This is a genomic window from Enterobacter sp. ECC-175, assembly GCF_043968675.1.
In the GTDB taxonomy this organism is placed as follows: Bacteria; Pseudomonadota; Gammaproteobacteria; order Enterobacterales; family Enterobacteriaceae; genus Enterobacter.
In genome coordinates this window covers 3,767,726-3,779,869 of sequence record NZ_CP143776.1, presented here as the reverse complement: position 1 = coordinate 3,779,869, position 12,144 = coordinate 3,767,726, and the positions used below count along the sequence as shown (strand labels likewise).

Sequence of the window (12,144 nt, the reverse complement as noted above, 5' to 3'; positions counted from 1 at the left end):
TTATTTCTGGAGTAAACCACCATGTCTGAAGGCTGGAACATTGCCATTTTAGGTGCCACGGGCGCCGTGGGTGAAGCCCTGCTCGAAACCCTTGCCGAGCGTCAGTTCCCGGTGGGCGAGATTTACGCGCTGGCGCGCACCGACAGCGCGGGTGAACACCTGCGTTTTGCGGGCAAATCCGTCATGGTTCAGGATGCGGCCGAGTTCGACTGGACGCAGGCGCAGCTGGCGTTCTTTGCGGCGGGCGCTGAAGCCACCGCGTCCTATGTTGAAGAGGCCACCAACGCGGGCTGTCTGGTCATCGACCTGAGTGGCCTGTTCTCCCTGGAGCCGGACGTTCCGCTGGTGGTGCCTGACGTCAACCCGTTCGTGCTGGCCGACTACCGCAACCGCAATATCATTGCCGTACCGAACAGCCTCACCAGCCAGCTTCTGACCGCCCTGAAGCCGCTGATCGACGACGGAGGCCTGTCGCGCATCACCGTTACCAGCCTGCTGTCCGCGTCCGCGAACGGCAAAAAGGCCGTTGACGCGCTGGCAGGGCAGAGCGCGAAGCTGCTCAACGGCATTCCGATTGACGAAGACGATTTCTTTGGCCGCCAGCTGGCGTTCAACATGCTGCCGCTGCTGCCCGACCGCGAAGGCTCCGTGCGTGAAGAGCGTCGGATTGTCGATGAAGCGCGCAAGATCATGCAGGATGACGGCCTGATGATTTCCGCTAACTGCGTACAGTCTCCGGTGTTTTATGGTCACGCGCAGATGGTGGGCTTTGAGGCCCTGCGACCGCTGGCCGCAGAAGAGGCGCGCGATGCGTTTGGCCGCGGCGAAGACATCGTGCTCTCTGAAGAGAGCGAGTTCCCGACGCAGGTTGGCGATGCAACCGGCAGCGCGCACCTCTCCGTTGGCTGCGTGCGTAACGACTACGGCATGCCGGAGCAGGTTCAGTTCTGGTCGGTTGCCGATAACGTTCGCTTTGGCGGCGCGCTGATGGCCGTCAAAATTGCCGAGAGGCTGGTGCAGGAGTATTTGTACTGATGTCCGAGGTGCAATTAAAGCCGGTCCATAAAATTGCCCTCGGCATTGAGTACGATGGCAGTAAGTATTATGGCTGGCAGCGTCAGAACGAGGTGCGCAGCGTCCAGGAAAAGCTGGAAAAAGCGCTCACTCAGGTGGCGAACGAACCCATAAGCGTCTTCTGCGCCGGGCGCACGGACGCTGGCGTTCACGGGACGGGGCAGGTGGTGCATTTTGAAACCACAGCCGTTCGCAAGGACGCCGCGTGGACGCTGGGCGTAAATGCGAATTTGCCTGGTGACATCGCGGTGCGTTGGGTGAAAGATGTGCCCGATGATTTTCACGCGCGCTTTAGCGCCACCGCGCGCCGTTACCGCTATATCATCTATAACCAGCGCCTTCGCCCGGCGATCCTCGGGCAGGGCGTGACGCACTTCTACGAGCCGCTGGATGCAGAACGCATGCAGCGCGCGGCGCAGTGTCTGATTGGAGAGAATGACTTTACGTCGTTTCGTGCGGTGCAGTGCCAGTCCCGCACGCCGTGGCGTAACGTTATGCACATAAACGTCAGTCGTTTTGGCGCGTATGTGGTGGTGGATATCAAAGCCAATGCCTTTGTACATCATATGGTGCGGAATATTGTAGGCAGCCTGATGGAAGTGGGTGCCGGACACCAGCCGGAGAGCTGGATTGCAGACCTGCTGGCGGCGAAGGACAGAACGCTTGCGGCAGCCACGGCGAAAGCAGAAGGACTGTATCTGGTTGCGGTTGACTATCCGGAACGGTTTGACCTGCCAAAACCGCCAATGGGCCCGCTGTTTTTAGCGGACTAAACAACGGTGCAATTAAGGCTTAAACAATATGGACGTAATACGTTTTCTGATTGATTTCATTCTGCATATTGATGTTCACCTGGCGGAACTGGTCGCGCAGTACGGCGTCTGGGTTTACGCTATTCTGTTCCTCATTCTGTTCTGTGAAACCGGTCTGGTCGTTACCCCATTCCTGCCGGGGGACTCCTTGCTGTTTGTGGCGGGTGCGTTATCGGCACTACCGACCAATGATTTGAACGTGCATCTGATGGTGGTGTTGATGGTGATTGCCGCGATTATCGGCGATGCCGTCAACTATACCATTGGCCGGGTGTTCGGTGAGCGTTTGTTCAGTAATCCGGATTCGAAAATTTTCCGTCGCAGCTATTTAGATAAAACCCATGCGTTTTATGAACGTCATGGCGGAAAAACCATTATCCTTGCGCGCTTTGTGCCTATTGTGCGTACATTTGCACCGTTTGTGGCGGGAATGGGGCACATGTCCTATCGTCATTTTGCGATGTATAACGTCGTGGGCGCGCTGCTGTGGGTGCTGTTGTTTACCTATGCAGGCTACCTGTTTGGCGACTTGCCGGTGGTTCAGGAAAACCTTAAGTTACTGATTGTAGCGATTATTGTGCTTTCCGTACTGCCTGGCGTTATCGAAATTATTCGTCACAGGCGCGCGGCAGCAAAACAAGCGAAGTAAATGCGCGCTGGCGGTTCGACCACTTTTTTATCCAAAGTTTCGGGCTGTTATGTTTTAATGTGCAACATTCATGGTCTGTTGGAGGCAAAAATGGCATTATTCGCCTCTTACAGCAAAACTGGCATACGACCAGGTTCAGGCAGAAAGGTTATCAATGAGCTGGATTGAACGAATTAAAAGCAACATTACCCCAACGCGTAAAGCGAGCATTCCTGAAGGGGTATGGACGAAGTGTGATAGCTGCGGCCAGGTTCTGTATCGCGCAGAGCTGGAGCGCAATCTTGAGGTGTGTCCGAAGTGTGACCACCATATGCGTATGTCGGCGCGCAACCGCCTGCATAGCCTGCTGGACGAAGGTTCTCTGGTAGAACTGGGCAGCGAGCTTGAGCCAAAAGACGTGCTGAAGTTCCGCGACTCCAAAAAATACAAAGATCGTCTGGCCTCTGCTCAGAAAGAGACCGGCGAGAAAGACGCTCTGGTCGTCATGAAAGGCACCCTGCACGAGATGCCGGTGGTCGCCGCGGCATTCGAGTTCTCCTTTATGGGCGGCTCGATGGGCTCCGTAGTCGGTGCGCGTTTCGTGCGTGCCGTTGAGCAGGCGCTGGAAGACAACTGCCCGCTGATCTGCTTCTCCGCCTCCGGCGGCGCGCGTATGCAGGAAGCGCTGATGTCCCTGATGCAGATGGCGAAAACCTCTGCTGCGCTGGCGAAAATGCAGGAGCGCGGTCTGCCGTACATTTCCGTACTGACCGACCCAACCATGGGCGGCGTTTCTGCAAGCTTCGCGATGCTGGGCGATCTGAACGTCGCTGAGCCGAAAGCGCTGATTGGCTTTGCCGGTCCTCGCGTTATCGAACAGACCGTACGTGAAAAACTGCCGCCGGGCTTCCAGCGCAGTGAGTTCCTCATTGAAAAAGGCGCTATCGACATGATCGTTCGCCGCCCGGAAATGCGCCTGAAGCTGGCAAGCATCCTGGCGAAGCTGATGAATCTGCCGTCGCCTCAGCCTGATGAGCCGCGTGAAGGCGTGGTTGTACCGCATCAGGAACCCGAGGCCTGATAACTGAAAAGGGCAGGGCCGGTTGGCGCTGCCCTTTTGCTTTCTAACCGTTAATGACAGCCGGGCATTATGGAAAATAAAAGCATTCCACAAGCCACGTCGCCCCTGGCCGCGTGGCTTTCTTATCTGGAAAACCTGCACAGTAAAACCATCGACATGGGGCTTGAGCGCGTCAGCCAGGTCGCCGCGCGTCTGGACGTGCTGAAGCCTGCGCCATTCGTCTTCACCGTCGCGGGCACTAACGGCAAAGGCACCACCTGCCGCACGCTGGAATCCATGCTCATGGCGGCAGGCTACAGGGTCGGGGTTTACAGTTCTCCGCACCTGGTACGCTATACCGAGCGCGTGCGCGTGCAGAACGCCGAGCTGGCGGAGTCGGCGCATACGGCGTCGTTTGCTGAAATCGAAGCCGCGCGCGGTGACATCTCGTTAACCTACTTTGAGTACGGTACCCTTTCCGCGCTGTGGCTGTTTAAGCAGGCGCAGCTGGACGTGGTGATTCTGGAAGTGGGCCTGGGCGGGCGTCTGGATGCCACCAATATGGTGGATGCGGACGTGGCCGTGGTGACCAGCATTGCGCTTGACCACACCGACTGGCTTGGGCCGGACCGTGAAAGCATTGGCCGCGAGAAGGCGGGGATCTTCCGCGTCGGTAAGCCTGCCGTGGTCGGCGAGCCGGATATGCCGTATACCATTGCCGACGTGGCCCTCAAAAAGGGCGCGCGGCTGCTGCGCCGCGACGTTGACTGGCAGTTTGAGGTTCAGGACAGCGGGTGGCGTTTCAGCGATGCGCAGGGCGTGCTGGAAAACCTGCCGCTGCCGCAGGTTCCTCAGCCTAACGCAGCCACCGCGCTGGCGGCGCTGCGCGCAAGCGGATTAAAGGTCAGCGAGCAGGCCATTCATGAAGGCATTCAAAATGCGCTCCTGCCGGGCCGTTTCCAGACGGTGAGCGAATCACCGCGGCTCATTCTCGACGTCGCGCACAACCCGCACGCGGCGGCCTATCTCGCGGGACGTCTCAAATCACTGCCAAAAACCGGGCGCGTGCTGGCGGTTATCGGTATGCTTCATGATAAAGACATTGGCGGCACGCTGGCCTGCATAGAGAGTGTGGTCGATAGCTGGTATTGTGCTCCTCTGGAGGGGCCGCGCGGCGCCACGGCAGAACAGCTGATGGAACATCTCGGTAAAGGCGCTATCTTTGAGAGCGTGGCCCAGGCGTGGCGTGCCGCGATGGCGGATGCGAAACCAGAAGATACCGTGCTGGTGTGTGGGTCGTTCCACACCGTGGCACATGTCATGGAAGTGATGGAGGCGGGGAGAACCGGTGGCAAGTAAGTTTCAGAACCGTTTAACAGGCACGATTGTCCTGGTGGCGCTGGGGGTGATTATCCTCCCGGGGCTGCTCGACGGGCAGAAAAAGCATTATCAGGACGAGTTTGCGGCCATTCCGCTGGTGCCAAAGCCGGGGGATCGCGACGAGCCCGATATGCTTCCGGCCGCAACGCAGGCGCTTCCTGCACAGCCGCCGGAAGGGGCTGCGGAAGAGGTACGCGCGGGCGATGCCGCCGCGCCGTCGCTCGATCCGTCGCGCCTGGCAGCGAGCAGCAGTAACGATATCGATCCGGTTCCGGTTGAACAGTATAAGCCGGTTGAAAAACCGAAGCCGGTAGAGAAGCCTCAGCCGAAACCGCAGCGTGATAATACGGCCGAGCGGCTTGCAGCGGCGTCCGAGACGCCGCCTGCAAAACCGGCTCAGCAGGACGCCGCGCCGACGGGCAAAGCCTACGTCGTGCAGCTTGGCGCGCTGAAGAACGCCGACAAGGTCAACGAGCTGGTCGGCAAGCTTCGCAGCGCGGGATACCGCGTTTACACTTCACCTTCGACGCCTGTGCAGGGTAAAATCACCCGCATTCTGGTGGGGCCTGAGGCATCGAAAGATAAGCTGAAAGGCTCGCTGGGCGAGCTGAAGCAGATCTCCGGCCTGAGCGGCGTGGTGATGAACTACAGCGCGAACTAATAAGATCTCTTCCCCTCACCCCGGCCCTCTCCCCAAAGGGGAGAGGGTGAAAATCGCACCGAGCGCGTGTGTAACATACTGCATCGTACAGTTCCCTCTCCCCTCTGGGGAGAGGGTTAGGGTGAGGGGCGTTGAGCATTTTTTCAGCGCCTTTTTTATTTACGCGTGGGAAGGAAATCCCTACGCAAACGTTTTCTTTTTCTGTTAGAATGCGCCCCGAACTGGATGACAGGGCGTAAAATCGTGGGACATATATGGTCTGGATTGATTACGCCATCATTGCGGTGATTGGTTTTTCCTGTCTGGTAAGCCTGATCCGTGGCTTTGTACGTGAAGCGTTATCGCTGGTGACATGGGGTTGTGCTTTCTTTGTTGCCAGTCATTACTACACTTACCTGTCTGTCTGGTTCACGGGCTTTGAAGATGAACTGGTCCGAAATGGAATTGCTATCGCGGTGCTGTTTATCGCAACGCTGATAGTCGGCGCTATCGTGAATTTCGTGATAGGTCAGCTGGTCGAGAAAACCGGTCTGTCAGGAACGGACAGGGTACTCGGGATCTGTTTTGGAGCGCTGCGAGGCGTGCTGATTGTAGCCGCGATACTGTTCTTCCTTGATACCTTTACCGGTTTCTCAAAAAGTGAAGACTGGCAAAAATCGCAGCTCATTCCAGAGTTCAGCTTCATCATCAGGTGGTTCTTTGACTATCTGCAAAGCTCGTCGAGTTTCTTGCCCAGAGCGTAATGCGCTCTGAGATGTGGCTTAACGAGGAAAAGACGAATGTGCGGTATTGTCGGTATCGCCGGTTTCATGCCGGTTAACCAGTCGATTTATGACGCGTTATCGGTGCTTCAGCACCGAGGGCAGGATGCTGCGGGTATCATCACCATTGATGCAAACAACTGCTTCCGTTTACGTAAGGCGAACGGCCTGGTAAACGATGTGTTTGAAGCCCGCCATATGCAGCGTCTGCAAGGTAATATGGGGATCGGTCACGTTCGTTATCCTACTGCTGGCAGCTCCAGCGCCTCTGAGGCTCAGCCTTTCTACGTCAACTCTCCGTATGGCATCACGCTTGCCCACAATGGCAACCTGACCAACGCCCACGAGCTGCGCAGAAAGCTGTTCGAAGAGAAACGTCGCCACATTAACACCACCTCTGATTCTGAAATCCTGCTCAATATCTTCGCCAGCGAGCTGGATAACTTCCGCCACTATCCGCTGGAAGCCGACAACATTTTTGCTGCGGTTGCCGCAACCAATCGTCAAATCCGCGGCGCCTACGCCTGCGTGGCGATGATTATCGGCCACGGCATGGTCGCTTTCCGCGATCCGAACGGTATTCGTCCTTTGGTGCTCGGCAAGCGCGATCTTGGCGACGGGCGCACGGAGTACATGGTTGCCTCTGAAAGCGTGGCGCTGGATACCCTCGGCTTTGAATTTTTGCGCGACGTCGCGCCGGGCGAAGCGGTCTACATTACTGAAAAGGGCCAGCTGTTTACCCGCCAATGTGCCGACAACCCGGTCAGCAACCCGTGCCTGTTCGAATACGTCTACTTTGCGCGCCCTGACTCGTTTATCGACAAAATCTCCGTCTACAGCGCCCGCGTGAACATGGGCACGAAGCTCGGCGAGAAGATTGCCCGCGAGTGGGACGACCTGGATATCGACGTCGTGATTCCTATCCCGGAAACCTCCTGCGATATCGCGCTGGAGATTGCCCGCATTCTGGATAAACCGTACCGTCAGGGCTTCGTGAAAAACCGCTACGTTGGCCGCACCTTCATCATGCCGGGTCAGCAGCTTCGCCGTAAGTCCGTGCGCCGCAAGCTGAACGCCAACCGCGCCGAATTCCGCGATAAGAACGTCCTGCTGGTGGATGACTCCATCGTGCGCGGCACCACCTCCGAGCAGATTATCGAGATGGCGCGCGAAGCCGGGGCGAAGAAAGTGTACCTCGCGTCAGCGGCACCGGAAATTCGCTTCCCGAACGTCTACGGTATCGATATGCCGACCGCGAACGAGCTGATTGCGCACGGCCGCGAAGTGGACGAAATCCGCCAGATCATCGGCGCTGACGGCCTGATTTTCCAGGATCTGAACGATCTGATTGACGCGGTGCGCGCCGAAAACCCGGATATTCAGCAGTTTGAATGCTCGGTGTTTAACGGCGTTTACGTGACCAAAGACGTTGACCAGCAGTATCTCGACTATCTGGATTCGCTGCGCAACGACGACGCGAAAGCCGTCCAGCTGCAGAACGATCTGGAAAGCTTAGAGATGCACAACGAAGGCTAAGGCCTGCGCAGGTGAGGGCGGGTGCCCTCACTTGCAACTCTGCACAAAATCCTGCACAGTCAGCCCTGTAATCAGCAAGGGCGAAATCATGAAAAGACTTATTGTAGGGATCAGCGGTGCCAGCGGCGCGATTTACGGCGTCCGGCTGCTTCAGGTGCTGCGTGATGTTAAAGACGTGGAAACCCATCTGGTGATGAGCCAGGCGGCGCGCCAAACCCTCTCCCTTGAAACCGACTACTCCCTGCGCGACGTTCAGGCGCTGGCCGACGTGGTGCACGATGCCCGCGATATCGCCGCCAGCATCTCCTCGGGCTCGTTTAAAACGGCCGGAATGGCGATCCTGCCTTGTTCAATCAAAACGCTCTCGGGCATCGTAAACAGCTATACCGACTCGCTGGTGACGCGCGCAGCGGACGTTGTGCTTAAAGAGCGTCGCCCGCTTGTGCTGTGTGTGCGCGAGACGCCGCTGCATCTTGGACACCTGCGCTTGATGACCCAGGCCGCCGAGCTCGGCGCGGTGATTATGCCGCCGGTACCGGCGTTCTACCATCGTCCTCAGACGCTGGATGACGTGATAAACCAGACCGTTAACCGCGTGCTGGATCAGTTTGATATCGACCTGCCGGAAGAGCTCTTCACGCGCTGGCAGGGAGCATAATCCGTTGCACAAGCAGAGTGCATGAAAAGACAAATTGCCCCGCTTTGGGGCAAAACTGCAACCGCGATCATATCCTCGACATTTAATTCGTTTTTTCCCCTTATCCCTCTCCGGTTCGTTCGGCAGACCTGCTATCTTTCACCATTAAGGCAATATCGCAACGTTTTATTAACATATTTAACGTCTGTTTTTATATCCGACGAAGATATGGCATAAGACCTGCAAGACAGCCCTGCAACACAACACACAACACAAACCATAATAAAATTACGGTTCTTGAGGGTCAATGTATGAAGAAGACGGTTCTGGCTCTGTCTTTGCTCGTGGGGTTAAGTGCGGCAGCAGGCAGTTATGCAGCGCTTCCACAGACGGTACGTATCGGTACGGACGCGACCTACGCGCCTTTCTCGTCTAAAGATGAAAAAGGGGAGTTCGTTGGGTTTGATATCGATCTCGGAAATGAGATGTGCAAACGTATGCAGGTGAAATGCACGTGGGTGGGCAGCGACTTTGACGCATTGATCCCGTCGCTGAAGGCCAAGAAGATTGATGCCATCATCTCCTCTCTCTCCATCACCGAAAAACGTCAGCAGGAGATCGCCTTCTCTGACAAACTCTACGCGGCGGACTCGCGCCTGATCGCGGCTAAAGGTTCACCAATTAAGCCAACCATCGACTCGCTGAAGGGCAAGCACGTGGGCGTGCTTCAGGGCTCAACCCAGGAAGGCTATGCCAACGCGAACTGGCGTGAGAAGGGCGTAGACGTTGTGCCTTATCAGAACCAGGATCTGATTTATTCTGACCTCACTGCCGGACGCCTTGACGCGGCGTTCCAGGATGAAGTGGCCGCAAGCGAAGGCTTCCTGAAGCAGCCGGCGGGCAAAGAGTACGCCTTTGCAGGTTCGTCAGTTAAGGATAAAAAGTACTTTGGTGACGGCACCGGTATTGGCCTGCGTAAAGACGATGCGGAGCTGAAAGCGGCCTTCGACAAAGCCTTTACCGAACTGCGCAAAGACGGGACTTACGACAAACTGGCGAAAAAATATTTCGACTTCAACGTCTACGGTGATTAACGTTTCGACGCAATGCCCCTTTATGGTGCATTGAGGGCTTACGCGATCCAATATGGTGCGAAGCGTGCACCGTATTGGATCGCAGCGTGCATAGTTAAGCACTAATAATGCAAAAAATTCCGGATGAAAGGCATTATCCTTTGCCTGTCGGAGGGAATTAATGGCACATTAACAGCACCCCGTCGTCGTAAAAAATCCGTATAAAGACAGTTTGTTGAGGATAGATATGAAAAAACTGGTGTTGTCTCTTTCTCTGGTTCTGGCTTTTTCCAGCGCCACCGCGGCTTTTGCAGCAATTCCGCAAAAAATTCGTATTGGTACCGATCCAACTTATGCCCCGTTCGAATCGAAGAATGCGAAAGGCGAGCTGGTCGGTTTTGATATCGATCTGGCCAACGAGCTGTGCAAACGCATCAAAGCGCAATGTACGTACGTCGAGAACCCGCTGGACGCGCTCATCCCGTCGCTGAAAGCCAAAAAAATCGACGTCATTATGTCCTCCCTTTCCATCACCGAAAAACGCCAGCAGGAGATTGCCTTTACCGACAAACTCTATGCGGCCGATTCACGCCTGGTCGTGGCGAAGTCCTCTGACATCCAGCCAACCCTTGAATCGCTTAAAGGCAAGCGCGTGGGCGTCCTGCAGGGCACCACCCAGGAAACCTACGGCAACGAGCACTGGGCGCCGAAAGGGATTGAAATCGTCTCTTATCAGGGCCAGGAAAACATTTACGCTGACCTGACGGCGGGCCGCATTGATGCCGCGTTCCAGGACGAAGTCGCCGCGAGCGAAGGCTTCCTGAAACAGCCGGTCGGTAAAGACTACAAGTTTGGCGGTCCGTCCATTAAGGACGAGAAGCTCTTCGGCGTGGGTACCGGTATGGGCCTGCGTAAAGAAGACAACGAGCTGCGCGAAGCGCTGAACAAGGCGTTTGCAGAGATGCGCGCGGACGGCACATACGACAAGCTGGCGAAAAAGTATTTTGATTTCAACGTTTACGGCGGCTAACCGCCCCGTCAAATAACGTGCGGCCCCTCCCCTAAAGGGAGGGGAAAAGACACGGATTACCACTCACGACACGACAGGGCACGCGGTATGCTGTACGGATTTTCTGGCGTTATTCTACAAGGCGCGCTTGTCACCCTTGAGCTGGCTATCAGCTCCGTGGTACTGGCGGTGCTGATAGGGCTGGCAGGCGCGGGGGCGAAGCTATCGGCTAATAAACCGTTGGCGCTGATTTTTGAAGGCTATACCACGCTGATCCGCGGCGTTCCCGATCTGGTGCTGATGCTGCTGATTTTTTACGGCCTGCAGATTGCCCTGAACGGCGTCACGGATGCGGTCGGCATGGACCAGATCGATATCGACCCGATGGTGGCCGGTATCATCACCCTCGGCTTCATCTACGGCGCGTACTTCACCGAAACCTTCCGCGGTGCCTATATGGCGGTGCCGAAAGGCCATATCGAAGCGGCGACCGCCTTTGGCTTTACCGCGTCGCAGACGTTTCGCCGGATTATGTTCCCGGCCATGATGCGCTACGCGCTGCCTGGCATCGGTAACAACTGGCAGGTTATCCTCAAGGCTACCGCGCTAGTCTCTCTGCTCGGCCTGGAAGACGTGGTGAAAGCCACCCAGCTCGCCGGAAAAAGCACCTGGGAGCCTTTCTACTTTGCGGTAGTGTGCGGCGTAATTTATCTGGTCTTTACGACCGTCTCCAATGGTGTGCTGCTTCTGCTCGAACGTCGCTACTCCGTGGGTGTGAAGAGGGCTGACCTGTGATTGAGATTATTCAGGAATACTGGAAATCCCTGCTGTGGACGGACGGCTATCGCTTTACGGGCGTGGCGATCACCCTGTGGCTGCTGATCTCCTCCGTGGTGATGGGCGGCATTCTGGCGGTGTTTTTGGCGATTGGCCGCGTGTCGAACAATAAATTTATCCAGTTCCCCATCTGGCTGTTTACCTACGTATTTCGCGGTACGCCGCTCTACGTGCAGCTGCTGGTCTTCTATTCGGGCATGTACACGCTGGAGATTGTGAAAGGCACGGAAATGCTCAACGCCTTCTTCCGCAGCGGCCTGAACTGTACGGTGCTGGCGCTCACGCTAAATACCTGCGCCTATACCACCGAGATTTTCGCCGGTGCCATTCGCTCCGTACCGTACGGCGAGATCGAAGCGGCGCGCGCGTACGGCTTCTCGTCGGTGAAGCTGTATCGCTGCATTATCCTGCCGTCGGCGCTGCGCATCGCGCTGCCCGCCTACAGCAATGAAGTGATTTTAATGCTGCACTCTACCGCGCTGGCCTTTACCGCGACGGTACCGGACCTGCTTAAGATCGCCCGCGATATCAACTCCGCGACCTATCAGCCGTTTACCGCCTTCGGCATTGCGGCGGTGCTTTATCTGATCATTTCTTACGTCCTGATCAGCCTGTTCCGCAAGGCGGAAAAACGCTGGTTGCAGCACATAAAACCTTCTTCGACGCACTGAGAACT

Annotated in this window: 13 protein-coding genes; all 13 read left to right on the top strand. The window is 56.5% G+C overall.

Going from position 1 to position 12,144, the window contains the following annotated elements; genetic code table 11:
- Positions 1 to 21: 21 nt before the first annotated feature.
- The 13 genes from V1599_RS17965 to V1599_RS17905 all read left to right on the top strand — a co-directional run bounded on the left by V1599_RS17965 (position 22) and on the right by V1599_RS17905 (position 12,139).
- The gene (locus V1599_RS17965; RefSeq protein ID WP_395300566.1) at positions 22 to 1,035 is read left to right on the top strand and encodes an aspartate-semialdehyde dehydrogenase; all 1,014 of its coding nucleotides are present in this window, start codon (positions 22 to 24) and stop codon (positions 1,033 to 1,035) included.
- Positions 1,035 to 1,847 carry a tRNA pseudouridine(38-40) synthase TruA gene (gene truA / locus V1599_RS17960; protein WP_112010332.1) on the top strand — a complete coding sequence of 271 codons (813 nt, stop codon included), beginning with the start codon at positions 1,035 to 1,037 and terminating at the stop codon, positions 1,845 to 1,847. The genes V1599_RS17965 and truA overlap by 1 nt, the downstream gene beginning before the upstream one ends.
- Before the next feature lie 28 nt (positions 1,848 to 1,875).
- Positions 1,876 to 2,535, top strand: a complete 660-nt coding sequence (locus tag V1599_RS17955) for a DedA family protein (protein ID WP_112010333.1) — start codon at positions 1,876 to 1,878, stop codon at positions 2,533 to 2,535.
- 154 nt (positions 2,536 to 2,689) lie between these two features.
- A complete protein-coding gene (gene accD / locus V1599_RS17950; protein WP_112010334.1) occupies positions 2,690 to 3,595 on the top strand; it encodes an acetyl-CoA carboxylase, carboxyltransferase subunit beta in 906 nt (301 codons plus the stop codon).
- Positions 3,596 to 3,664: 69 nt separating this feature from the next.
- Positions 3,665 to 4,933, top strand: coding sequence for a bifunctional tetrahydrofolate synthase/dihydrofolate synthase (gene folC, locus V1599_RS17945; protein WP_395300565.1), 1,269 nt, complete (start codon positions 3,665 to 3,667; stop codon positions 4,931 to 4,933).
- Entirely contained in the window at positions 4,923 to 5,615 is a 693-nt protein-coding gene (dedD, locus tag V1599_RS17940) for a cell division protein DedD (protein ID WP_297122227.1), read from the top strand. The genes folC and dedD overlap by 11 nt, the downstream gene beginning before the upstream one ends.
- A 254-nt stretch (positions 5,616 to 5,869) precedes the next feature.
- Positions 5,870 to 6,358 (top strand): colicin V production protein, encoded by a 489-nt coding sequence (gene cvpA, locus V1599_RS17935; protein WP_045327894.1) that lies wholly within the window; start codon positions 5,870 to 5,872, stop codon positions 6,356 to 6,358.
- Positions 6,359 to 6,394: 36 nt separating this feature from the next.
- Positions 6,395 to 7,912: an amidophosphoribosyltransferase gene (gene purF, locus V1599_RS17930; protein WP_297122222.1), complete on the top strand. Its 1,518-nt coding sequence runs from the start codon at positions 6,395 to 6,397 to the stop codon at positions 7,910 to 7,912.
- Positions 7,913 to 8,000: 88 nt separating this feature from the next.
- Entirely contained in the window at positions 8,001 to 8,570 is a 570-nt protein-coding gene (locus tag V1599_RS17925; RefSeq protein WP_395300564.1) for a UbiX family flavin prenyltransferase, read from the top strand.
- A gap of 290 nt (positions 8,571 to 8,860) precedes the next feature.
- Positions 8,861 to 9,643, top strand: coding sequence for a lysine/arginine/ornithine ABC transporter substrate-binding protein ArgT (gene argT / locus V1599_RS17920; RefSeq protein ID WP_395300563.1), 783 nt, complete (start codon positions 8,861 to 8,863; stop codon positions 9,641 to 9,643).
- 226 nt (positions 9,644 to 9,869) lie between these two features.
- Positions 9,870 to 10,652, top strand: a complete 783-nt coding sequence (gene hisJ, locus V1599_RS17915; RefSeq protein ID WP_003861421.1) for a histidine ABC transporter substrate-binding protein HisJ — start codon at positions 9,870 to 9,872, stop codon at positions 10,650 to 10,652.
- Positions 10,653 to 10,739: 87 nt separating this feature from the next.
- Positions 10,740 to 11,426, top strand: coding sequence for a histidine ABC transporter permease HisQ (locus tag V1599_RS17910; protein WP_112010340.1), 687 nt, complete (start codon positions 10,740 to 10,742; stop codon positions 11,424 to 11,426).
- Entirely contained in the window at positions 11,423 to 12,139 is a 717-nt protein-coding gene (locus V1599_RS17905) for an ABC transporter permease (RefSeq protein WP_008502590.1), read from the top strand. The genes V1599_RS17910 and V1599_RS17905 overlap by 4 nt, the downstream gene beginning before the upstream one ends.
- Positions 12,140 to 12,144: the final 5 nt, after the last annotated feature.